The sequence below is a fragment of the Salipiger sp. PrR007 genome (assembly GCF_010499845.1).
GTDB lineage: Bacteria > Pseudomonadota > Alphaproteobacteria > Rhodobacterales > Rhodobacteraceae > Salipiger > Salipiger pacificus_A.
Genome location: NZ_JAAGOZ010000093.1, coordinates 74558 through 96306, shown reverse-complemented (window position 1 = coordinate 96306; position 21749 = coordinate 74558). Strand labels below are relative to the sequence as shown.

Below are 21749 nucleotides of genomic sequence, written 5' to 3'. Positions count from 1 at the left end.
TCCCCCACCTGTTCGCGCGTTTCCAGGGGGGCCGGCGTTTCCTTTTGCCGCCGAGAAAGCGGACGTTTCACGTCTCATGACCCCGGCAATCTGCCTTGGCCGCATTTCTGCCCTTGGCACGCATCAAAATTCCGTTGATCATTGACCGTATACCCCGGCGACGCCTGTCGCTTGCCCGGGACGCCTCTGGCGCACCGGGGTGAGGCGCATGTGTCGAGCGCGCGGATGGAGGGCAATTTGGCCTGACGTCCGTCCGGGTCGCAGTCATGAAAGTTTTTGCATATATTACAAGCACTTTTAACCTCCTGAATACGCCATTTCGCCCTTCAAGTATTGATCGAAGGGCCCATTGCAGCCAGTCAGGAAGAATTCTGACATGTAAGATTGCTTGACATAATGAATTGGACCTCTCTCCCCCCTCTCCCTGCGCTCCGGGCCTTTGCCGCCTACGCCGAGACCGGGTCGGTGCAAAAGGCCGGCGCAGCTCTGAACGTCAGCCACGCGGCGATCAGCCAGCAGATACGAAACCTGGAGTCGCATCTCGGCATCGGGCTGCTAGACCGCTCGCGGCGCTCCATGGCGCTGACCGAGGAAGGCGCGCGGCTGGCACAGGCGCTGGCCGAGGGATTCGGGCGCATCGCGCAGGAGCTCGAGGCGCTGACCGGCGCCGAAGCCGACCGGCCGCTGATGATCACCACCACGCCGAGTTTTGCCTCGTCCTGGCTGATGCCGCGGCTCGCGCGCTTTCGCGAGGCGCATCCCGAGATCAGCCTGATGCTCGATCCCTCGGCCAAGCTCGCGCCGCTGGAGCCTGGCGGCATCGACGTGGCGCTGCGCTACGGCTCGGGCCGCTGGCCAGGGCTCGAGGCCGAGCTGCTGGTGGAGTCTCCCATCGCGCTGGTCGGCGCGCCGCAGCTGGTGGGCGACCGCGAGTACACCGACCCCGCCGAGCTGCGCAGCTTCCACTGGCTGCAGGAGCTGGGCACCAACGAGGCCACCGACTGGTTCGCCCAGTTCGGCATAGACCACGACGTCCGGCAGGGGGTCAGCTCGTTGCCCGGCAACCTGATGCTCGAGGCCGCGCGGCAGGGTCATGGCATCGCGATCACCGCCCGCGTCTTTGCCGAGGACGACATCGCCTCGGGCCGGCTGCGACTATTGTTCGAAGATAGCCGACAAAAGGGCTACTATCTGGTCACCCGGCCCGGAGTCATGCGCGCGCCGCTCCGGATGTTCACCACCTGGCTGCGACGTGAGGCCGCAAAAGCTAAGTGAAAGATATGCTTATTGATGCAGGTCAAAGTTCGCGGCGCGCTGCGGCGTCAGAACGGGCGGCACAGGCAGATTCGAACCGGAGTACTTGCGGTGTCCGAGACCCAACCAGGCGCGCCCTCTCTCTACGCGGCGCGCGAGCCGATTTTCCCCCGCCGGGTGCGCGGGCACTTCCGTAATCTCAAATGGGTGCTGATGCTCGTGCTCTTGGGCATCTACTACGTGACCCCCTGGATCCGCTGGGACAGGGGGCCGGAGCTGCCGGACCAGGCGGTGCTGGTCGACATGGCTGGCCGCCGCTTCTTTTTCTTCTTCATCGAGATCTGGCCACACGAGTTCTACTTCGTCGCCGGCCTGCTGATCATGGCAGGGCTCGGGCTCTTCCTCTTCACCTCGGCGCTGGGAAGGGTCTGGTGCGGCTATGCCTGCCCGCAGACCGTCTGGACCGACCTCTTCATCCTCGTCGAACGCTGGATCGAGGGCGACCGCAACGCGCGGCTTCGGCTGCACCGGCAGAAAAATTGGGACGTACGCAAGCTACGGCTGCGGCTGACCAAATGGGTGGTCTGGCTGCTCATCGCGCTGGCCACCGGCGGTGCCTGGGTGTTCTATTTCACCGACGCGCCCACCCTGCTGGTCGACCTGGTGACCGGCAACGCCCACCCCGTGGCCTACACGACGATCGCCATCCTCACCGCCACGACCTTTGCCTTCGGCGGCTTCGCGCGCGAGCAGATCTGCATCTATGCCTGCCCCTGGCCGCGCATCCAGGCGGCGATGATGGACGAGGAGACGCTGACCGTCGGCTACCGCGACTGGCGCGGCGAGCCGCGCGGCAAGCACCGCAAGGCCGAGGGCGCAGAGCAGCTCGGCGACTGCATCGACTGCAACGCCTGCGTGAACGTCTGCCCCATGGGGATCGACATCCGCGACGGCCAGCAGATGGCCTGCATCACCTGCGCGCTCTGCATCGACGCCTGCGACGACGTGATGGACAAGATCGGCAAGCCGCGCGGGCTGATCGATTACCTCGCCCTGTCGGACGAGACGCGCGAGCGCGCGGGCCAAGAACCCCGCAGGATCTGGAAGCACATCTTCCGTCCGCGCGTGCTTCTCTACACCGCGCTCTGGTCGCTGGTCGGCGTCGGCCTGCTGGTCGCGCTGGTGCTGCGCCCCGAGATCGAGCTCACCGTCGCCCCGGTGCGCAATCCGACCTACGTGGTGCTTTCGGACGGCTCGATCCGCAACACCTACGACGTGCGCCTGCTCAACAAGCACGGCGAGGACCGGCCCTTCCGGCTGTCGCTCTCGGACGATGCCATCCTGCAGATCAGCCTCGAGGGCGAGACGGACACCACCGTTGACGTGCCCGCCAACGAGACGCACCTTCAGAGGGTCTATGTGACCGCTCCCGAGGGCACCCCCGAGGCTAAGGCCGACCGCACCGAGTTTCACATTTGGGTCGAGGACCTGACCACCGGCGACCGCGCCGCCAAGGCGACCATCTTCAACGGACGGACAATTCAATGACCGAAGCACAGGATAGCGGACGCAAGCTCACCGGCTGGCACGTGCTGGCGATCTTCGGCGGCGCCTTCGGGGTGATCATCGCGGTGAACATCGCGCTCGCCTACAATGCCATCGCCACCTTCCCTGGGCTCGAGGTGCCGAACTCCTACGTCGCCAGCCAGACCTTCGATGTCCGCCGCGCCGAGCAGGAGGCGCTGCGCTGGACCGCCCATGCCGAGCCGCGCGAGGGCGCGGTGGTGCTGCGGTTCACCGATCCCGAGGGTTTGCCGGTGAAGCCCGCCGAGCTGAGCGCAAGACTCGGCCGCTCGACCCACGTCAAGGACGACCACACGCCCGAGTTCTTCTGGGACGGCCGCCAGTTCGTCGCCGCCGACGATCTTGCGCCCGGCCATTGGAACGTCTGGGTGAAGGCCCAAGCCGAGGATGGTACGCTCTTCGAGCAGCGTCTGGAATTCTTCATCAGGGGCTGACCTCATGACCGCCACCCTGCGACCGCCCGCCTCTGCCTGCCCGGCCTGCGTCGCCGCCCCCGCCGCCGAGGCGTTGGCCGAGCGCGCGCAGCCCTCCGAGGCCCGGCTGGCCCTGTCGCTGCCGACCATCCATTGCGCCGCCTGCATGACCGCCGTGGAAAGCGCGCTGGAAAAGGTGCCCGGCGTGCGCAGCGCCCGGGTCAACCTCAGCCAGAAGCGCGTGCGCATCGAGGCCGACCCGCAAATGACCGCTGAAGCGCTGATCCCCGTCGTCGAAGCGGCGGGATACGAGGCTCACGAGCTCGACGCCGGCACGCTTGCGGCCACCGCCACCGACACGGCCGGGCGCGATCTGCTGATGCGCCTCGCCGTGGCGGGCTTTGCCGCGATGAACGTCATGCTGCTGTCGGTCGCGGTCTGGTCCGGCGCCGAGGGGCCGACGCGCGACCTGTTCCACTGGATCTCGGCGGCCATCGTGCTGCCCACTGTCGCCTTCTCGGCGCAGCCCTTCTTTCGCAACGCCTGGTCCGCGCTGCGCGCCGGGCATCTCAATATGGACGTGCCGATCTCTCTGGCGATCCTGCTGGCCATCGTCACCTCGCTTTGGGAGACGATGCTCTCGGGCGAGCACGCCTATTTCGACGCCGCCATCGCGCTGACCTTCTTCCTGCTCACCGGGCGCTACCTCGACCACCGCACCCGCGCCATCGCCCGCTCCGCCGCCGAGGAGCTTTCGGCGCTCGAGGTGCCCCGCGCCTGGCGTCTCACCGAGGCGGGCGAGGAACAGGTCCCCGCCGCCGAGCTGCGCGTCGGCGATCTGGTCCGCGTGCGCCCCGGCGGGCGGATGCCGGTCGACGGCGAGATCTGCGAGGGCCAGTCAGAGCTCGACCGCTCGCTGCTGACCGGCGAGACCCTGCCCGTCTACGCCGCCCCCGGCCAGACGGTGAGCGCCGGCGAGGTGAACCTCACCGGCCCGTTGGTGATCCGCGCCACGGCGGTGGGCCGCGACACCTCGCTGCACCGCATGGCCGATCTGGTGGCCGTGGCCGAGTCGGGCCGCGAGAACTACACGCCGCTCGCCGACAAGGCCGCCAAGCTTTACGCGCCGGGGGTACACATCCTCGCCGCGCTGGCCTTCCTCGGCTGGCTGCTCTGGTCCGGCGATTTCCGCGTCGCGCTCAATATCGCCGCCGCAGTGCTGATCATCACCTGCCCCTGCGCGCTCGGGCTCGCCGTGCCCGCGGTGACCACAGCCGCCTCGGGCAAGCTTTTCAAGCAGGGGCTTCTGATCAAGGACGGCACCGCGCTCGAGCGGCTGGCCGAGATCGACACGGTGGTCTTCGACAAGACCGGCACGCTGACCGCGGGCACGCCGGCTCTGACCAATCGCGACGACTTCACCCGGCACGACCTCGAGATCGCCCTCGCCCTCGCCGAGGGCTCGGCCCACCCTCTCTCGGTGTCGCTGACCGCCGCGCTGCGCGCCGCCGGGATCAGCCCCGCCGAGGTCACCGGGCTCAAGGAGGTGCCCGGCCATGGCACCGAGGCCCTCTGGCGCGCAGAGCCCGTGCGGCTCGGCCGGGCCGCCTGGACCGGCGGCGGACAGAGCGCCGCCACCGCTGCATGGCTGCGGGTCGGACAAGGCCCGGCGCAGGTCTTCACCTTCGAGGACAGCCTGAGGGACGGCGCCGAGGAAACAGTCGCCGCACTCAAGGACATGGGCAAGCGCGTGATCCTGCTCTCCGGTGACAGCACCGCCGCGGTCGAAGCGCTGGCGACGCGGCTGCAGATCCCGCAGTGGGTCGCCGAGGCGCTGCCGCAGGACAAGGCGGCGCGGGTAAGGGCGCTCTCGGACGCAGGCAGACGGGTGCTGATGGTCGGCGACGGGCTCAACGACACGGCGGCGCTGGCGGGCGCGCATGTCTCGATCTCGCCGGCGTCGGCGCTCGACGCGGCGCGGGTGGCCTCGGACATCGTGCTGCTGGGCCGCTCGCTGGCGCCGATCCCCGGAGCATTGTCGGTGGCCGCAAGCGCCACGCAACGCATCCGCCAGAACTTCGCCATCGCCACCTGGTACAACGTCATCGCCGTGCCGCTGGCCGTAGCCGGGCTCTGCTCGCCGCTCATTGCGGCGCTGGCCATGTCGGCCTCGTCGATCACCGTCTCGCTGAACGCGCTGCGTCTCAAGGCAACAAAATGAATATCCTCGCCTACCTCATCCCGATCTCGCTGATCCTCGGGGGGCTCGGACTCGGCTTCTTCGTCTTCACGGTGAAGAGCCGCCAGTACGAAGATCCCGAGGGCGACGCGCAGCGGATCCTGTCGGGCAAGTACGACGACCACCCCAAGCAGGATTGAGCGCCCCCGGGCAGGCCCGCCTACGGCGCACAGGCTCGAGCCTGGAAGACGCCGCGCGGTTTTCTTCTAAGGGGAACCATCCCCGGGGTGAGGAAAGCAGCACCGAGGGGGCAAAGCCCCCTCCGCGCCCCGGTCAGCCGCGCACTCTCTCGTGCAGCAGCCCGGCCGGCCCGCCGGTGCCGAGATCGTCATAGGCGCGCATCTCGTTGCGGGTGACCATGCGGTCGGCGTTGCCATCAAAAGCCATGATCGCGTCGAAGGCCGAATCCCCGTAGGCGGCCACCAGCTCGGACCAGGTCAGCACACCGTTGCGGTCGAGGTCGAGCTGCGAGAAGTAGCGACCTGCGTCCTTGCTGCGGTCGGCGGGCACACCCTCGTAGACCGTGAAATCCCCGGCAAGCGCCGGGGCGGCAAGGCTGAGCGAAAGGACCGCGGCGGCGATCGGCGTAATGGCGTTCATCGGCTGTCTCCAAATGCTTCGGGCAAAGTCTTGAGTCTCGAACACCGCCGAGCATAGCACGGTTCCGACGCAACCGCAGAGGAGCATTGCAGGATCATCTCGGCCGCCTTCTCGGCGATCATGGTCGTCGGCGCATTTGTGTTGCCCGAGGGGGTGCGCGGCATGGCGCGGCAAGTCGGAATGCGGTGCAGGCTGTTCAGAGCGGCAGGGCGGTGGTCTTGAACACGGTGCGCAGGGCGAAGCTCGACTGCATCTGCGCCACGCCCGGCAGGCGGGTGAGATACTGGCGGTGGATGCGGGCGAAATCCTCGGTGTCCTCGGCCACGACCTTGAGGATGTAATCCGCCGTGCCCGCCATCAGGTGGCATTCCAGCACCGCCGGCACCCGCGCCACCGCCTTCTCGAAGGCATCCAGAACCTCGTCGGCCTGGGCGCTGAGGCGAATCTCGACAAACACCGTGCTCGCGAGCCCCAGCTTGCGGGCGTCGAGCAGCGCCACGTAGTCCTTCACGTAGCCCTCGGCCTCCAGCCGCTGCACCCGCCGGTGGCAGGCCGAGGCCGAGAGGTTCACCTTTTCCGACAGCTCCGCGTTGGACATGCGGCCCTGCTTCTGCAGCGCGCGCAGGATGCGCCGGTCGGTATCGTCGAGTTGCATGCGTAGTCTTTCGAAAACTTGGCGGTGTGGTCGAAGATTCTCCCCCCAATAGCGCTTTGGACGGGACACTTCAGCAAGGAAATTGCACGCGCGCGGGCGCATCCTGAAAGCATCAAGAGATGCCCGGAGGGGCCAGGAGGAGGAGCTATCATGAAAATCGGGTGCCCGACAGAGATCAAACCGCAGGAATATCGCGTCGGTCTTACGCCCAACGCCGCGCGCGAGGCGGTGGCCCATGGTCACGAGGTGATCGTGCAGCAGGGCGCGGGTCTCGGCGCCGGTTTCTCCGACGAGGATTACACTTCGGCGGGTGTCCGCATCGCGACCACAGCCGAGGAAATCTGGGCCGAGGCCGAGATGATCGTCAAGGTGAAGGAGCCGCAGGCAGGCGAGCGCAAGCAGCTCACGCGCGGCCAGCTGCTGTTCACCTACCTCCACCTCGCTCCCGACCCCGAGCAGACGCAGGATCTGCTCGAGTCCGGCGCCACCTGCATCGCCTACGAGACAGTGACCGATGCGCGTGGCGGGCTGCCGCTGCTGGCGCCGATGTCCGAGGTCGCGGGGCGCCTCGCGCCGCAGATGGGCGCCTGGTCGCTGCAGAAGGCGAATGGCGGGCGCGGCGTGCTGATGGGCGGCGTGCCCGGCGTCGGGCCGGCCAATGTGGTGGTGCTGGGCGGCGGCGTCGTCGGCACCCATGCGGCCCGCATCGCCGCAGGCATGGGCGCGGATGTCACCGTGCTCGACCGGTCGCTGCCGCGCCTGCGCCAGCTCGACGAGACCTTCGGTAGCCTCTTCAAGAACCGCTACTCGACCGAGGGCGCCGTGGCCGAGCTGCTGGCCGAGGCCGACATGGTGATCGGCGCGGTGCTGATCCCCGGTGCCGCCGCGCCCAAGCTGGTCAGCCGCGCGCAGCTCGGGACCATGAAGCCCGGTGCGGTGCTGGTGGATGTGGCGATCGACCAGGGCGGCTGCTTCGAGACCTCGAAGGCCACCACCCACCAGGACCCGGTCTACACGGTTGACGGCATTCAGCACTATTGCGTCGCCAACATGCCGGGCGCGGTGCCGCGCAGCTCGACGCTGGCGCTCGGCAATGCCACCCTGCCCTTCATGCTGGCGCTCGCCGACAAGGGGTGGCGCGTCGCCTGCGCCGAGGACCCGCACCTGCAGGCCGGGCTCAACGTGCACGACGGGCAGATCACAAACGCTGCCGTGGCCCGCGCGCTGAACCTGCCGCTGGAGAGCATCGAGAAGGCTCTCGCCGCCTGATCGGCACGACATCGCGAGAAACGAAAGGGCGGGCCGCCAGAAGCGCCCGCCCTTTTTTCTCTTTTCAAATACGCGGGGAGTCCAAGCGCAGGCAGGTCGGGGGTAATGCCCCCTGCGGCCCGGGTTTCAGAGCACCACGATGCCCGAGTGCTTTGCCTTGTGCTCCGGCTCGACGTGGATGGTCACGCGGCAGCCGTCGATCTTCTCCTGAAGCGCGTGCTCGATGCGGTCGCAGATCTCATGCGCCGCATCGACGGACATCTCGCCCGGCACCACGAGGTGGAACTCGAGAAAGACCGCCTGCCCGGCCCGGCGCGAGCGCAGGTCATGCGCCTCGACCGCGCCCTCGGCATTGGCCGAGATCACCGCGCGCATGTCCGCCAGTTCCGCCTCGGGCACCGCCGCGTCCATCAGCCCGCCGACCGAGCCGCGGATCACCTGCCAGCCGGACCAGAGGATGTTGACCGCCACCAGCGCCGCCAGAGCGGCGTCGAGCCAGAGCCAACCGGTCAGCACCGCCGCGCCGACCCCCACGGCCACCCCGGCCGAGGAGAAGACGTCGGTCAGAAGGTGCTTGCCGTCCGCCACCAGGGCCGGCGAGTTCAGCTTGCGCCCCTCGCGCAGCAGCACGTAGCACCAGAGCGCGTTGATCGCCCCTGCCGCGAGGTTGATGGCAAGGCCGAGCCCGACCTGCTGGATCGCCTCGGGCTGCTGCCAGGCCCCCCAGGCCTCGCGCAGGATCAGCACCGCGGCGACGACGATCAGCACGCCCTCGAGCACGGCGCTGAAATACTCGGCCTTGTGGTGGCCAAAGGGGTGGTCTGCATCCGCCGGCTGCGAGGCGATGTGAATCGCCAGAAGCGCCGCCAGCGCCGTGGCGACGTTGACGATGCTCTCCAGGGCGTCCGACATCAGAGCGACCGAGCCGGTCAGCCACCAGGCAAAGGTCTTGATCGTCAGCACGAGAATGCCGACGAATACGCTGCCGAGGGCGATCTTCACGCTGCGGGTCATGCTGGCTCTCCGGAGGGGTCCGGGCGACTTAGCGATGTCGTCTTTGGCTCGCAACCCGGAACCCGTATCGGGATCCGGGCCTGCATGGCGGGACTGCAGAATGCGCAAGACGGATCACTTCTTCAGCGCGTCGCGAATCTCGATCAGGATATCGAGTTGGGAGGGGCCGGTCTTCACCTCGGGGGCCACCTCGTCGGGCTTTTCCGCCGCAGAACGGATCCTGTTGACCATCTTGACCAGCATGAAAACCACGAAGGCGATGATGAAGAAGTTGATCACCGCCATGATGAAACTGCCGATGGCGAAGACCGGCGCCCCGGCGTCCTTGGCCGCCTGCAGCGAGGCGTAGTCGCCCCCGTCGAGCGCGTAGAACCAGCCCGAGAAGTCGATGCCGCCGGTGAAAAGAGCGATGATCGGGTTGATGATGTCGCCCACGAGCGAGGTGACGATGGCGGTGAAGGCGGCGCCGACGATGATGCCCACCGCCATGTCCATGACGTTGCCCTTGGCGATGAAGTCCTTGAATTCCTGAATCATGTCTCTGGGTTCCCTGCCCGCTGCGCGGGTGTGACTGTCGTTTCCGGGTCCAGAGGTGGCACGTTTGCCGCGATGACGCCACGGAAAACCCGGGGACATTCCGCGCGGGCGGCGGACAGGATGCAGAGATCCCTCACTTTTTGTGCGTTGGGCCCGGTGCGCCCGGACGTCGCCCTCTCCGCGCGGCGCGGTTTCGTCGCCGCAGCATTGGCCGCCATGGATCGGGGCGCGCTGGCCGCTGCACGGCGCGCAGGTCACGGCGGCCCAGGGCAACCAGAACCACACCGCGCGCCGTCTCGCTCCACCTTAACTGGTGCTTGTTGTTTGGCTTTCCCGCCTTAGTATGACCGCAGGCATTTCCCGGCGTCGCGCATGACAGGCGTTCCAACCGATCATTCTTCCCGTCGGCATTTCACAAGGGGCAATCTCGTGGCCAGACCCGTTTCCCGACCATTCCTCACGGACCCCCGCTTTGCGCGGCTCTGCGCCGGCACCGCCCTGATCGCGCTTCTGACCTCCACCCCTGCCGCCGCGCAGGAGGAGAAGAACCCAGAGGACCCCACCAAGATCGCCACCAAGGCCGGCGTGTCCTATTCGGACGAGTTCTCCGTCTCCGGCTCGCTGGCCTTCGGCCCGGTGACCAAGGTCAACGCGCGGGTCTCGGAGAGCGGGCAATGGTCGCTCGGGGCATCCTACCTCTTCTCCTTCGGCATCCTGACCTTCTCGGCCGGCAAGAACGAGTTCGACAATGGCTCGGAGCAGACCCGTTATTCGCTCGGGGGCTTCATCCCGCTGACGGCCATGGGGCTCAAGACCGGGCGGTGGCAGCTCTTCACCCCCTTCGGCTATACCTACAGCGAGGGCACCGTGGCAGTCACGAGCGTGGAGTTGCACGAGACCTTCGACGTCGAGGTCAGCAACAACAGCGGCTATGCCGGACTGTTCGCGATCCGGCCGTTCACAGAGAAGCTCACCTTCATGACCGGCGGCATCTACACGCGCGGGTCCGACGACTTCAACGGTATCTCGCTGGGCGGCGGGCTGTCCTATCACCTGTCCGAGGCCGACACGGTGGCGCTCTTCGGCTCCTACATCGACAATGATTTCGGCGAAGAGCAGAAGCTCGGCGTCTCCTACCGGCACGAGTTCTGAGCCCTCTTCCCCGCCTTTGCGGTTGTCTTGCGCCGGTCAGTGCATAGGTTGCCCGGTACGCAAGGACACGGAAGGGACACCGCATGGGACTGAACGTCTATCTCTCGGGAGAGATTCACACCGACTGGCGCGAGCGTATCATCGCGGGGGCGCAGGGGCTTGATGTGACCTTCAGCGCCCCGGTGACCGACCACGCGGCCAGTGATGATTGCGGCGTGGCCATCCTCGGCGCCGAACAGAGCAAGTTCTGGCACGACCACAAGGGCGCCAAGATGAACGCCATCCGCACCCGCAAGGCGATCGCCGATGCCGACGTCGTCGTCGTGCGCTTCGGCGAGCAGTACAAGCAGTGGAATGCCGCCTTCGACGCGGGCTATGCCGCCGCGCTCGGCAAGTCGCTGATCATCCTGCAGCGCCCCGAGCATGACCATGCGCTGAAGGAGGTCGATGCCGCGGCGCTGGCGGTCACGCGCGAGCCCGAGGAGGTGGTGGCCACGCTGCGTTACGTTCTGACCGGCGCCCTGCCCGAATAACAGGCTATCATCGCCGCCGGGTGACGCCACGACGCGGCCCACCCCGCCCTGCGGCCCGATGCGGCGGCCGCGACGTTCCGTCGCGCCCCTTTCGCAAGCAAATGCCGAGAGATGTGCGACGTGCTTCAGCGCCGAGTCGGGGCGCTGCCGACCGGCGGATGTGCGGCAGCAAGACCCCACACGCGATTTCACGCGCATTTGCGCAGGGTGGGGGCTTTTTTGCCGCGCCGTCCGACCCTATAACACCCGAGCCTTCGCTCGAGGGGAGTCGAGGGCCAAAACGCGTATTTCTGGGGCGGGACACTTAATGTTTGGACTGGACAGACTCATGGGCGCCTTCTCGGCGGACATGGCCATTGACCTCGGCACGGCGAACACGCTGGTCTACGTGAAAGGTCGCGGAATCATTCTGTCCGAACCGTCGGTTGTGGCCTATCACGTCAAGGACGGCGTCAAGAAGGTGCTGGCCGTCGGCGAGGATGCGAAGCTCATGCTGGGGCGCACCCCCGGCTCGATCGAAGCCATCCGGCCGATGCGCGAGGGCGTCATCGCCGATTTCGACACCGCCGAGGAGATGATCAAGCACTTCATCCGCAAGGTGCACAAGCGCTCGACCTTCTCGAAGCCGAAGATCATCGTCTGCGTGCCGCATGGCGCGACGCCGGTGGAAAAGCGGGCGATCCGTCAATCGGTGCTGAGCGCCGGCGCGCGCAAGGCGGGGCTCATCGCAGAGCCGATCGCCGCGGCCATCGGCGCTGGCATGCCGATCACCGATCCGACCGGCAACATGGTCGTCGACATCGGCGGCGGCACCACCGAGGTGGCCGTGCTCTCGCTGGGCGACATCGTCTATGCGCGCTCGATCCGCGTCGGCGGTGACCGCATGGACGAGGCCATCGTCAACTACCTGCGCCGCCAGCAGAACCTGCTGGTGGGTGAAGCCACGGCCGAGCGCATCAAGACGTCGATCGGCACCGCGCGCATGCCCGACGACGGGCGCGGCAGCTCGATGCAGATCCGCGGCCGCGACCTGCTGAACGGCGTGCCGAAGGAAACCGAGATCAGCCAGGCCCAGGTGGCCGAGGCGCTGTCCGAGCCGGTGCAGGCGATCTGCGAGGCGGTGATGTCCGCGCTCGAGGCGACCCCGCCGGATCTGGCGGCCGACATCGTCGACCGCGGCGTCATGCTGACCGGCGGCGGCGCTCTGCTGGGCGATCTCGATCTGGCGCTGCGCGAGCAGACCGGGCTTGCGGTGTCGATCGCCGAGGAAAGCCTCAACTGCGTGGCGCTCGGCACCGGCAAGGCGCTGGAATACGAAAAGCAGCTGCAGCACGCGATCGACTACGACAGCTGATCCCTTTCGGGATCGTCCCGGCTGCGGCATAGTCCGGGGCGGGTGCTGCCGAGGCCGCACCCGCCCTGCACCGCCCCTGAGGCACACGTGACGCAGAGGCCACCCGCAGAGATCCGATGGCGAAACACGGCACCAACAGCGAAGACTATTCCGCCCCGCTGAAGCGCCTGCTTCTGGCGGTGTTGATCCTGTGTCTCACCGGGCTGTTCATCCTCTGGCGCATCGACAGCCCGCGCGTCGAGCGATTCCGCGCACAGGTGATCGACACCATCATGCCCGGGTTCGACTGGGCGATGGCGCCGGTCACCGGCGCGGTGAAGATCCTGCGCGACTTCCAGTCCTACCAGCGCATCCACGAGCAGAACCAGGAGCTGCGCCGCGAGCTGCGCCGGATGACCGCCTGGAAGGAGGCCGCGCTGCAGCTCGAGCAGGAGAACGCCAAGCTGCGCGATCTCAACAACGTGCAGCTCGATCCGCGGCTGACCTATATCACCGGCGTGGTGCTGGCCGACAGCGGCTCGCCCTTTCGCCAGTCGGTGCTGATCAACGTCGGCAGCCGCGACGGCATCGTCGACGGCTGGGCCACGATGGACGGCATCGGTCTAGTCGGGCGCATCTCGGGGGTCGGGAACAACACGGCGCGGGTGATCCTGCTGACCGACGCCAGCAGTCGCATCCCGGCGACGATCCAGCCCTCGGGCCAGCGGGCCATGGTGGTCGGCGACAATTCGGCCAACCCGCCGATCGATTTCCTCGAGAACCCCGACCTCGTGAAGCCCGGCGACCGCATTGTCACCTCGGGCGACGGGGAGGTTTTCCCGCCGGGGCTGCTGATTGGCCAGGTGGTGCAGGATCCGGGCGGGCGGCTGCGCGTGCGCCTTGCCGCCGATTACGAGCGGCTGGAGTTCCTGCGCGTGCTGCGCGACCACGGCGCGCGGCGGGTCAGCGCCCCGTCGGGGCTGATCCTGCCCGAAACCCCGCCCGAGGCACCGCAGCCCGAGGCGGTGACCGATCCGACGGTGCCACCGCTCAGCGACGCGGAGCCCGGATCGGGGCCGGAGGCCGGCAATGGCTGAGAGCAGCCGCCCGGCCAAGGTCTGGATGATGCGCGCCATTTTCGTCGCCCTGACCTTCGCGCTCATCTTCATCCACCTGCTGCCGCTCGACCTGATGCCCGCCGCCTATGCGGGACCGGACGTGCTGACCGCCCTGTGCTTTGCCTGGGCGCTGCGCCGGCCCGACTACGTGCCCGCGCTGCTGGTGGCGGGAGTCATGCTGCTGGCCGACCTGCTGTTCCAACGCCCGCCAGGGCTCTGGGCGGTGCTGGTGCTGATGGCCACCGAGTCGCTGAAGAACCGCGACGGGCCGCGGCGCGAGCAGACCTTCTTGATGGAATGGATCACCGTCGCCGTGGTGCTGGCGGTGATCACGATCCTGTTCCGGCTGGCGCTGGGGCTCTTGATCGTGCCCGAGGGAACCTCTTTCCTTGCGCTCATGCGATACGCCACCACCGTGATCTGCTACCCTCTGGTGGTTCTGCTGTCGCAGGGCCTGTTCGGCGTGCGCCGGATGGCGCCGGGCGATTTCGACCATGCCGGGAGACCGATGTGAGACGCACCCCCAAGGAAAGCTCCGACAGCTGGCGCCGCATATCGCGCCGCGCCCTGCTGCTGGGCGGCGCGCAGCTGGGCTTTGCCGGGATGCTGGGGCTGCGCATGCACCACATGCAGGTCGATCAGGCGGACGAGTTCCGCCTGCTGGCCGAGGAAAACCGCATCAACATGCGGCTGATCCCGCCGAGTCGCGGGCGCATCTTCGACCGCAAGGGCAAGGTCATCGCCGAGAACACCCCGACCTACCGCATCACCATCGTCCGCGAAGACGCCGGGGACGTCGAGGATGTGATCGCCAAGCTCTCGGCGCTGGTCGAGCTGGACGAGGACGAGCTCAACCGCGCGCTGGCCGAGATGCGCCGCTCTGCCCCCTTCCTGCCGATCACCATCGCCGACCGGGTGAGCTGGGAGTCGATCAGCCGCGTCGCGGTCAACGCCCCTGCCCTTCCTGGCGTCACCCCCGAGGTCGGCCTGTCGCGCTTTTACCCGCAGCACGGCAACTTCGCGCATGTGGTGGGCTACGTCGGCCCGGTGTCCGAGCGCGACCTCGCCCGCTACGAGGACCCCGAGCCGGTGCTGCGCATCCCGCGCTTCCAGATCGGCAAGGTCGGAGTCGAGGCCAAATACGAGGAAGAGCTGCGCGGCAAGGCGGGGGCCAAACGCGTCGAGGTCAACGCCGTGGGCCGGGTCATGCGCGAGCTCGACCGGCGCGAGGGCGACAACGGCGCCGACATCCAGGTGACCATCGACAGCGATCTGCAGGACTACGTGCAGGCGCGGCTGGGCCATGAATCCGCCTCCTGCGTGATCATGGACGTGGAAAAGGGCGACCTGCTGGCCATCGCTTCGGCTCCCTCTTTCGATCCCAACAAGTTCGTGCGCGGCATCTCGGTCGCCGACTATTCGATCCTGCGCGACAACGATCACCGCCCGCTCGCCTCGAAGACCGTGCAGGATGCCTATCCGCCGGGCTCGACCTTCAAGATGGTCACCGCGCTCGCCGCGCTCGAGGCAGGGGTCCTCTCGCCCGACGACACCGTCTGGTGCCCCGGCCACCTGGAGGTCGGCTCGCGCCGATTCCACTGCTGGAAGCGCTCCGGCCACGGGCACGTGACGCTGGAGCAGGCGCTGCAGCAGAGCTGCGACGTGTTCTTCTACGACGTGGCGATGAAGGTCGGCATCGACCGCATCGCGGATGTCGGTCGGCGGCTCGGGCTCGGCACCGCGCCGGACGTGCCGATGTCGGCGACAACCTCCGGCATCATGCCCAACAAGGAGTGGAAGCAGCGCGAGCGGGGCAAGGGCTGGCTGATCGGCGACACGGTGAACGCCTCGATCGGTCAGGGCTTCGTCCTGACCTCGCCCCTGCAGCTCGCGATCATGACCGCCCGGATCGCCACCGGCCGCGAGGTACACCCGCGGCTCGTCAAGACCATCGACGGGGTCGAGACCGAGCTTGTCGGCGGGCAGGCGCTCGACATCAATCCCAACCACCTGCGCTGGGTGCGCAAGGGCATGTCGTCGGTGATGAATACCACGCGCGGCACGGGCTACCGTTCACGCGTTGTCGCCGAAGGCTACGAGCTTGCCGGCAAGTCGGGCACGGCGCAGGTCCGCAACCGGGTGGTCAGCAACGACGAGGTTCCTTGGGTCGAGCGCGACCATGCGCTCTTCGTCGGCTTCGGCCCGGTGAACGCGCCGCGCATCGCGGTTTCGGTGGTCGTCGAGCACGGCGGCGGCGGCTCCTCGGCCGCGGCCCCCATCGTGCGCGACGTGGCGCTGCAGGCGCTCTACGGCGGCACGCCCCCGCTCGACGCCTACCCTTCGTCGGACCACGACAAGATCAAGGAGCTGCAGGAGCGGCTCGACCGCGAGCGCCGCGAGCGCGCCGAACAGGCACGGGGGCGCGCGTGAGCTATCTCGAATACACCGTCAAGACCACGCCCACGGGCTGGCGCAAGGTGCTCTACATCAACTGGCCGCTGGTGATCCTGCTGACCGCCGTGGCCAGCGTCGGCTTCCTGATGCTCTACTCGGTGGCTGGCGGACGACTTGACGTCTGGGCCGAGCCGCAGATGAAGCGCTTCGGCCTCGGGCTGGCGGCGATGTTCGTCACCGCCATGGTGCCGATCTGGCTCTGGCGGAACCTGTCGGTTCTGGCCTACCTCGGCGCGCTCGGGCTGCTGATCGCCGTGGAGCTCTTCGGCACCGTCGGCATGGGCGCGCAACGCTGGATCGACATCGGCTTCATGCGGCTGCAGCCGTCGGAGCTGATGAAGATCGCGCTGGTGATGGTGCTGGCCGCCTATTACGACTGGCTGCCGCTGAGGAAGACGTCGCGCCCGCTCTGGGTGCTGATGCCGATCCTGCTGATCCTGCTGCCGACCGGGCTGACGCTGATCCAGCCCGACCTCGGCACGGCGCTGCTGCTGATGATCGGCGGCGGGCTGATCATGTTCCTCGCCGGGGTGCACTGGGCCTATTTTGCCGTGGTGATCGCCGCCGGGGTGGGCACGGTCTTTACCGTATTCGAGTCGCGCGGCACCGACTGGCAGCTGCTGAAGGACTACCAGTTCCGCCGCATCGACACCTTCCTCGACCCATCCACCGATCCGCTCGGCGCGGGCTATCACATCACCCAGGCCAAGATCGCCATGGGCTCGGGCGGCTGGACCGGGCGCGGGTTCATGCAGGGCACCCAGTCGCGGCTCAACTTCCTGCCCGAGAAGCACACAGACTTCATCTTCAACACGCTGGCCGAGGAGTTCGGCTTCGTCGGCGGCATGTCGCTGCTGACGCTCTACGTGCTGATCCTGCTGTTCTGCATCTTCGCAGCGCTGCGCAACCGCGACCGGTTCTCCTCGCTGCTAACGCTGGGCATCGGGCTGACCTTCTTCCTCTACTTCGCGGTCAACATGTCGATGGTCATGGGCCTTGCGCCCGTGGTCGGCGTGCCGCTGCCGATGGTCAGCTACGGCGGCTCGGCCATGCTGGTGTTGATGATCGCCTTCGGTCTCGTGCAGAGTGCGCACATCCACAGGCCACGCTAGACTTCGCAAGGACTTCCATGACCACGACGATCCTCTTCGCCGCCCCGCAGGACAGCTGGGACGAATACCGCGCGCCGCTTACCGAGGCGTTGGACGCCACCGGGATCGACTACCACCTCTCCCGTGACATTCCTGCGGCCGAGGTCGAGTACATCGTCTATGCGCCGAGCTCGGGCCTGACCGACTTCACCGGTTTTCCCAAGCTCAAGGCGGTGCTGAGCCTCTGGGCCGGGGTCGAGAAGATCGTGGGCAACGACAAGCTTGCCGTGCCGCTTACCCGCATGGTGGACGACGAGGGGCTCACCCAGGGCATGGTCGAATATGTCACCGGCCACGCGCTGCGCCATCACCTCGGGATGGATGCGCATATCGTGAATCCCGACCATGTCTGGCTGAACAAGGCGCCGCCGCTGGCGCGCGAGCGCCCGGTCACCGTGCTCGGCCTCGGCATGCTGGGCAGCGCCTGCGCCCGGCAACTTGCGCAGATCGGCTTCCCGGTGACCGGCTGGAGCCGCACCCCGCGGGAGATCGAGGGTATCCGCTGCCTGTCGGGCGCCGAGGGGCTGGCCGAAGCGCTCGCCAGCGCCGAGATCGTCGTGCTGCTGCTGCCCTTCACCCCGCAGACCGAGAACACGCTCGGCGCCGAGCAGTTCACCCTGCTGGCACCCGGTGCCGCGATCATCAACCCCGGGCGCGGCCCGCTGATCGACGACGACGCGTTGCTGGCGGCACTCGACGCCGGACAGGTCGGCCATGCCACACTCGACGTTTTCCGGGTCGAGCCGCTGCCGCAGGACCATCCGTTCTGGGCGCATCCCAAGGTGACGGTCACTCCCCATATCGCCGCCGAAACCCGGGCCGACTCGGCTTCGCGGGTGATTGCCGAGAACCTGCGGCGCGGCGTCACGGGCGAGCCGCTGCTGCATCTTGTGGACCGGGGCGCGGGATACTGATAAGGCGCGGCGCATCTTAACTGGAGATGCTGCCGCCATGCCCCTGCCCGAGACCTTCGACCGCAACGTGAAGATCGCCCCCTCGATCCTCTCCGCCGATTTCGCCAATTTCGGCGCCGAGATCCGTGCCGTCGAGGCACAGGGCGCGGACTGGATCCACGTCGACGTCATGGATGGCCACTTCGTGCCGAACCTCACCTTCGGTCCGCCGCTGGTGAAGGCGATCCGCCCGCACATCTCGACCGTCATGGACGTGCACCTGATGATCGCGCCGGTCGATCCCTACATCGAGGCCTTCGCCGAGGCAGGCGCCGATATCATCACGGCGCACCTCGAGGCCGGCGCCCACACCCATCGCACCCTGCAGGCGATCCGCGCCTCGGGTGCCAAGGCCGGGCTCGCTCTGAACCCCGGCACCCCGGTCGAGGCGGCGGCACCGCTTCTCGACATGTGCGACCTCGTTTGCCTGATGACCGTGAACCCCGGCTTCGGCGGCCAGAAGTTCATCCACAGCCAGGTGGCGCAGGTGAAGAAGCTGCGCGAGATGATCGGCGATCGCGAGATCCACATCGAGATCGACGGCGGCGTCGACCCCTCGACCGCGCCGCTGGTGGTCGAGGCCGGCGCCGACGTGCTGGTGGCGGGATCCGCCGTCTTCCGCGGCGGCTCGGTCGAGAACCCGGCGCCCTACGGCGAGAACATCCGCGCCATCCGCGCCAGCCTCGAGGGCTGAGCCTCCGCGCCTCGGGAGCGGAGACCCCTCCTGCAATGAAGAAAGGCGCCGCGATTTCTCGCGGCGCCTTTTTTCATTCCTGTCGGATGCGGCTCAATGCCCGCCGAGAATGCCCGTGCGCACGTGGTAATCCGCAGCCAGCGCGTAATCGGGGTCGTCGTCGCTGTCGATGACCAGGTGCCCGGCCTTGGTCAGCAACCGGTGGCAGTCGCGCGACAGGTGGCGCAGCTGAAGCCGCTTGCCCGCGGCCTCGTACTTGCCGGCCACCGCCTCGATCGCCTGCAGCGCCGATTGGTCGACCACCCGGCTGTCGGCGAAATCGACGATCACCGCCTTCGGGTCGCCCTCGATGTCGAAGAGCTCGGCGAAGCCGTCGGACGAGCCAAAGAAGAGCGGACCCTGGATCTGGTAGACCTTGGCGCCCTCGGGCGTCGTGTAGCTCTTGGCGTGGATGCGGCGCGCGTTGTTCCAGGCATAGGCCAGTGCCGAGACGATCACACCGACGACCACCGCCACCGCGAGATCCTCGAACACCGTCACCACGGTCACCAGCACGATGACGAAGGCGTCCGTCAGCGGCACCTTGGCGAGGATACGCAGGCTGTTCCAGGCGAAGGTACCGATCACCACCATGAACATCACCCCGACCAGCGCCGCGAGCGGGATGAGTTCGATCAGCTGCGAGGCGAAGAGGATGAAGGACAGCAGGAAGAGCGCCGCGACGATGCCGGCGATGCGGGTGCGTCCGCCCGACTTCACGTTGATCATCGACTGGCCGATCATCGCGCAGCCGCCCATGCCGCCGAAGAAGCCGGTGACCACGTTGGCGGTCCCCTGGGCGATGCATTCCTGGCTGGCGCCGCCGCGCTGGCCGGTCATCTCGCCGACGAGGTTGAGGGTCAGCAGGCTTTCGATCAGGCCGATGGCGGCGAGGATCACCGCATAGGGCAGGATGATCTGCAGCGTCTCGAGGTTGAGCGGCACCATCGGCAGGTGGAACGGCGGGAAGCTGCCCTCGATCGAGGCCATGTCGCCGACCCGCGGCACGTCGAGCCCGAAGGCGATGACGATGGCGGCGGTCACCGCGATGCCCGCCAGCGGCGCCGGGATAACCTTGGTCACCTTCGGCAGCAGCCAGATGATCGCCATGGTCAGCACCACCAGCCCCAGCATCATCGCAAGCTGCGGACCCGCGAGCCACTCACCGGGCGTCACCCCCGGCACCGCTGTACCCGGCACCTTGAACTGCGTGAGCTGCGCCATGAAGATCACGATCGCCAGGCCGTTGACGAAGCCCAGCATCACCGGGTGCGGCACCAGCCGGATGAACTTGCCCCAGTGCATGACGCCTGCAAAGATCTGCAGCAGACCCATCAGCACCACCGTGGCGAAGAGGTATTCGACGCCATGGTCCGCGACCAGCGCCACCATGACCACGGCGAGCGCGCCGGTGGCGCCCGAGATCATCCCCGGCCGGCCGCCGATCAGCGCGGTGATCAGCCCGACGAGGAAGGCGGCATAGAGCCCGACCAGCGGATGCACCCCCGCCACGAAGGCAAAGGCCACGGCCTCGGGCACCAGGGCCAGCGCCACGGTCAGGCCCGACAGGATGTCGGTGCGGATCTGTGCGGGAGTGAGCCGCGCCGTCGGCGAGAGGCTCAGGTCGGGTTTCTGAATACGGCTGGCGTATCGCGCCAGGAGGGCTTTGGCCATGGGGAGCTGTTCCAATCGGTCTGTTTGCGCGCGCCCCTGCCCATAAGGCACAGAGGCTGCGGGCGCTACCCGGAGGCGCCGAATTTCGGCAGATCCGCCACGAATGGTGCAAATCCGGCATTCGGAGGGGCCGCGGGGCGGCAGATCCCGCCCCTTTCCTTCGCCGACGCCGCGGGGCAGGCTGCGCGCAAAAGGAGACCGCGCATGGCAAAGACGATGATTGGGGTGATCGGCGGATCCGGGGTCTATGACCTCGACACGCTGGAGGACCGCGCCTGGGTGACGGTGGACACGCCCTGGGGAGCGCCCTCGGACCAGATCCTCACCGGCACGCTGGAAGGGGTCGAGATGGCCTTCCTGCCGCGCCATGGCCGCGGCCACCGGCTGTCGCCCTCGAGCGTGCCCTACCGTGCCAATATCGACGCGCTGAAGCGGCTCGGAGTGACCGACGTTGTTTCGGTCTCGGCCTGTGGCTCGTTCCGCGAGGAGATGGCGCCGGGCGACTTCGTCGTCGTCGACCAGTTCATCGACCGCACCTTCGCGCGCGAGAAGAGCTTTTTCGGCACCGGCTGTGTCGCGCATGTCTCGCTCGCCCGTCCCACCTGTCCGAGGCTCGGCGCTCATGCGCTCGCCGCGGCGCGCGATGCGGGGATCACGGTGCATGACGGCGGTACCTATCTCGCCATGGAAGGCCCGCAGTTCTCGACCCTCGCGGAATCGCGCCTCTACCGCGAACAATGGGGCGCCGACGTCATCGGCATGACCAACATGCCAGAGGCCAAGCTCGCCCGCGAGGCCGAGCTCTGCTACGCCTCGGTCGCCATGGTCACCGACTACGACTGCTGGCACGAGGATCACGGCGCGGTCGAGGTCTCGGACATTCTCAAGGTGCTGCAGGGCAATGCCGAGAAGGCCCGCGCGCTGGTCTCGCGCCTGCCGGCGCTGCTTGGGGCGAGCCGCGCGCCCTGCCCGCATGGTTGTGACCGGGCGCTCGAACATGCGCTCATCACCGCCCCCGCGGCGCGCGATCCCGAGGTGCTGGCAAGGCTGGATGCCGTGGCTGGCCGGCTGCTCTGAAAGTAC

At 67.7% G+C, this 21749-nt stretch carries 21 protein-coding genes; 16 read left to right on the top strand and 5 right to left on the bottom strand.

Translation table 11 applies throughout. The features are described from left to right. Positions 1 to 396 precede the first annotated feature (396 nt). The 5 genes from G0Q01_RS25045 (at position 397) to ccoS (ending at position 5630) form a co-directional block, all read left to right on the top strand. A complete protein-coding gene (locus tag G0Q01_RS25045; protein WP_164188920.1) occupies positions 397 to 1275 on the top strand; it encodes a LysR substrate-binding domain-containing protein in 879 nt (292 codons plus the stop codon). Between the two features lie 90 nt (positions 1276 to 1365). Continuing rightward, positions 1366 to 2802, top strand: a complete 1437-nt coding sequence (ccoG, locus tag G0Q01_RS25040; protein ID WP_164188918.1) for a cytochrome c oxidase accessory protein CcoG — start codon at positions 1366 to 1368, stop codon at positions 2800 to 2802. Further along, positions 2799 to 3272, top strand: a complete 474-nt coding sequence (locus G0Q01_RS25035; RefSeq protein ID WP_164188916.1) for a FixH family protein — start codon at positions 2799 to 2801, stop codon at positions 3270 to 3272. The genes ccoG and G0Q01_RS25035 overlap by 4 nt, the downstream gene beginning before the upstream one ends. A gap of 4 nt (positions 3273 to 3276) precedes the next feature. Further along, positions 3277 to 5472: a heavy metal translocating P-type ATPase gene (locus G0Q01_RS25030; RefSeq protein ID WP_164188914.1), complete on the top strand. Its 2196-nt coding sequence runs from the start codon at positions 3277 to 3279 to the stop codon at positions 5470 to 5472. Then, positions 5469 to 5630: a cbb3-type cytochrome oxidase assembly protein CcoS gene (gene ccoS / locus G0Q01_RS25025; RefSeq protein ID WP_095881226.1), complete on the top strand. Its 162-nt coding sequence runs from the start codon at positions 5469 to 5471 to the stop codon at positions 5628 to 5630. The genes G0Q01_RS25030 and ccoS overlap by 4 nt, the downstream gene beginning before the upstream one ends. Positions 5631 to 5763: 133 nt before the next feature. Here the strand turns inward: ccoS and G0Q01_RS25020 are convergent, their stop codons facing one another. Together G0Q01_RS25020 and G0Q01_RS25015 are read right to left on the bottom strand one after the other, a co-directional pair. Beyond that, on the bottom strand, positions 5764 to 6090 hold the full coding sequence (locus G0Q01_RS25020) for a hypothetical protein (protein ID WP_108966609.1): 327 nt from the start codon (positions 6088 to 6090) through the stop codon (positions 5764 to 5766). Positions 6091 to 6286: 196 nt separating this feature from the next. Further along, on the bottom strand, positions 6287 to 6745 hold the full coding sequence (locus G0Q01_RS25015; protein ID WP_164188911.1) for an Lrp/AsnC family transcriptional regulator: 459 nt from the start codon (positions 6743 to 6745) through the stop codon (positions 6287 to 6289). 150 nt (positions 6746 to 6895) lie between these two features. On the opposite strand from G0Q01_RS25015, the gene ald reads away from it, so the two are divergent. Next, positions 6896 to 8014 carry an alanine dehydrogenase gene (ald, locus tag G0Q01_RS25010; protein ID WP_164188909.1) on the top strand — a complete coding sequence of 373 codons (1119 nt, stop codon included), beginning with the start codon at positions 6896 to 6898 and terminating at the stop codon, positions 8012 to 8014. 126 nt (positions 8015 to 8140) lie between these two features. Here the strand turns inward: ald and G0Q01_RS25005 are convergent, their stop codons facing one another. Both G0Q01_RS25005 and mscL read right to left on the bottom strand, forming a co-directional pair. After that, on the bottom strand, positions 8141 to 9028 hold the full coding sequence (locus tag G0Q01_RS25005; RefSeq protein ID WP_164188907.1) for a cation diffusion facilitator family transporter: 888 nt from the start codon (positions 9026 to 9028) through the stop codon (positions 8141 to 8143). A 114-nt stretch (positions 9029 to 9142) separates the two neighbouring features. Further along, positions 9143 to 9565 carry a large conductance mechanosensitive channel protein MscL gene (gene mscL / locus G0Q01_RS25000; RefSeq protein WP_164188905.1) on the bottom strand — a complete coding sequence of 141 codons (423 nt, stop codon included), beginning with the start codon at positions 9563 to 9565 and terminating at the stop codon, positions 9143 to 9145. A 429-nt stretch (positions 9566 to 9994) separates the two neighbouring features. On the opposite strand from mscL, the gene G0Q01_RS24995 reads away from it, so the two are divergent. The 9 genes from G0Q01_RS24995 to rpe all read left to right on the top strand — a co-directional run bounded on the left by G0Q01_RS24995 (position 9995) and on the right by rpe (position 18953). After that, complete coding sequence (locus G0Q01_RS24995) at positions 9995 to 10717, top strand: hypothetical protein (RefSeq protein WP_203595172.1); 723 nt, start codon at positions 9995 to 9997, stop codon at positions 10715 to 10717. A gap of 83 nt (positions 10718 to 10800) precedes the next feature. After that, positions 10801 to 11250: a YtoQ family protein gene (locus tag G0Q01_RS24990; RefSeq protein WP_108966619.1), complete on the top strand. Its 450-nt coding sequence runs from the start codon at positions 10801 to 10803 to the stop codon at positions 11248 to 11250. Positions 11251 to 11557: 307 nt separating this feature from the next. Then, positions 11558 to 12604, top strand: a complete 1047-nt coding sequence (locus G0Q01_RS24985) for a rod shape-determining protein (RefSeq protein ID WP_095882793.1) — start codon at positions 11558 to 11560, stop codon at positions 12602 to 12604. Between the two features lie 116 nt (positions 12605 to 12720). Next, on the top strand, positions 12721 to 13680 hold the full coding sequence (gene mreC / locus G0Q01_RS24980) for a rod shape-determining protein MreC (protein ID WP_164188903.1): 960 nt from the start codon (positions 12721 to 12723) through the stop codon (positions 13678 to 13680). Then, positions 13673 to 14215 carry a rod shape-determining protein MreD gene (locus G0Q01_RS24975; RefSeq protein WP_164188901.1) on the top strand — a complete coding sequence of 181 codons (543 nt, stop codon included), beginning with the start codon at positions 13673 to 13675 and terminating at the stop codon, positions 14213 to 14215. Before mreC ends, G0Q01_RS24975 begins: the two co-directional genes overlap by 8 nt. After that, entirely contained in the window at positions 14212 to 16131 is a 1920-nt protein-coding gene (gene mrdA, locus G0Q01_RS24970; RefSeq protein WP_164188899.1) for a penicillin-binding protein 2, read from the top strand. The genes G0Q01_RS24975 and mrdA overlap by 4 nt, the downstream gene beginning before the upstream one ends. After that, the gene (gene rodA / locus G0Q01_RS24965) at positions 16128 to 17267 is read left to right on the top strand and encodes a rod shape-determining protein RodA (RefSeq protein WP_164188897.1); all 1140 of its coding nucleotides are present in this window, start codon (positions 16128 to 16130) and stop codon (positions 17265 to 17267) included. The genes mrdA and rodA overlap by 4 nt, the downstream gene beginning before the upstream one ends. A gap of 17 nt (positions 17268 to 17284) precedes the next feature. Then, positions 17285 to 18220, top strand: coding sequence for a glyoxylate/hydroxypyruvate reductase A (locus tag G0Q01_RS24960; RefSeq protein ID WP_164188895.1), 936 nt, complete (start codon positions 17285 to 17287; stop codon positions 18218 to 18220). Between the two features lie 37 nt (positions 18221 to 18257). Further along, complete coding sequence (gene rpe / locus G0Q01_RS24955; RefSeq protein WP_108966630.1) at positions 18258 to 18953, top strand: ribulose-phosphate 3-epimerase; 696 nt, start codon at positions 18258 to 18260, stop codon at positions 18951 to 18953. Positions 18954 to 19046: 93 nt separating this feature from the next. On the opposite strand, the gene G0Q01_RS24950 is transcribed toward rpe, so the two are convergent. Beyond that, positions 19047 to 20666 (bottom strand): SulP family inorganic anion transporter, encoded by a 1620-nt coding sequence (locus G0Q01_RS24950; protein ID WP_108966631.1) that lies wholly within the window; start codon positions 20664 to 20666, stop codon positions 19047 to 19049. A 204-nt stretch (positions 20667 to 20870) separates the two neighbouring features. On the opposite strand from G0Q01_RS24950, the gene G0Q01_RS24945 reads away from it, so the two are divergent. After that, on the top strand, positions 20871 to 21743 hold the full coding sequence (locus G0Q01_RS24945) for an S-methyl-5'-thioadenosine phosphorylase (protein ID WP_164188893.1): 873 nt from the start codon (positions 20871 to 20873) through the stop codon (positions 21741 to 21743). Positions 21744 to 21749 lie beyond the last annotated feature (6 nt).

Excerpts from the sequence above, each read along its gene's own strand:
- G0Q01_RS25035 (WP_164188916.1), top strand. The coding sequence starts at position 2,799 with ATGACCGAAGCACAGGATAGCGGACGCAAGCTCACCGGCTGGCACGTG.
- mscL (WP_164188905.1), bottom strand. The coding sequence starts at position 9,565 with ATGATTCAGGAATTCAAGGACTTCATCGCCAAGGGCAACGTCATGGAC.
- ald (WP_164188909.1), top strand. The coding sequence starts at position 6,896 with ATGAAAATCGGGTGCCCGACAGAGATCAAACCGCAGGAATATCGCGTC.
- G0Q01_RS25005 (WP_164188907.1), bottom strand. The coding sequence starts at position 9,028 with ATGACCCGCAGCGTGAAGATCGCCCTCGGCAGCGTATTCGTCGGCATT.
- G0Q01_RS25030 (WP_164188914.1), top strand. The coding sequence starts at position 3,277 with ATGACCGCCACCCTGCGACCGCCCGCCTCTGCCTGCCCGGCCTGCGTC.
- G0Q01_RS24960 (WP_164188895.1), top strand. The coding sequence starts at position 17,285 with ATGACCACGACGATCCTCTTCGCCGCCCCGCAGGACAGCTGGGACGAA.
- G0Q01_RS24985 (WP_095882793.1), top strand. The coding sequence starts at position 11,558 with ATGTTTGGACTGGACAGACTCATGGGCGCCTTCTCGGCGGACATGGCC.
- G0Q01_RS24990 (WP_108966619.1), top strand. The coding sequence starts at position 10,801 with ATGGGACTGAACGTCTATCTCTCGGGAGAGATTCACACCGACTGGCGC.
- G0Q01_RS25015 (WP_164188911.1), bottom strand. The coding sequence starts at position 6,745 with ATGCAACTCGACGATACCGACCGGCGCATCCTGCGCGCGCTGCAGAAG.
- G0Q01_RS24945 (WP_164188893.1), top strand. The coding sequence starts at position 20,871 with ATGGCAAAGACGATGATTGGGGTGATCGGCGGATCCGGGGTCTATGAC.
- ccoS (WP_095881226.1), top strand. The coding sequence starts at position 5,469 with ATGAATATCCTCGCCTACCTCATCCCGATCTCGCTGATCCTCGGGGGG.
- G0Q01_RS24950 (WP_108966631.1), bottom strand. The coding sequence starts at position 20,666 with ATGGCCAAAGCCCTCCTGGCGCGATACGCCAGCCGTATTCAGAAACCC.
- G0Q01_RS25020 (WP_108966609.1), bottom strand. The coding sequence starts at position 6,090 with ATGAACGCCATTACGCCGATCGCCGCCGCGGTCCTTTCGCTCAGCCTT.
- G0Q01_RS25045 (WP_164188920.1), top strand. The coding sequence starts at position 397 with ATGAATTGGACCTCTCTCCCCCCTCTCCCTGCGCTCCGGGCCTTTGCC.
- mreC (WP_164188903.1), top strand. The coding sequence starts at position 12,721 with ATGGCGAAACACGGCACCAACAGCGAAGACTATTCCGCCCCGCTGAAG.
- rpe (WP_108966630.1), top strand. The coding sequence starts at position 18,258 with ATGCCCCTGCCCGAGACCTTCGACCGCAACGTGAAGATCGCCCCCTCG.
- G0Q01_RS24975 (WP_164188901.1), top strand. The coding sequence starts at position 13,673 with ATGGCTGAGAGCAGCCGCCCGGCCAAGGTCTGGATGATGCGCGCCATT.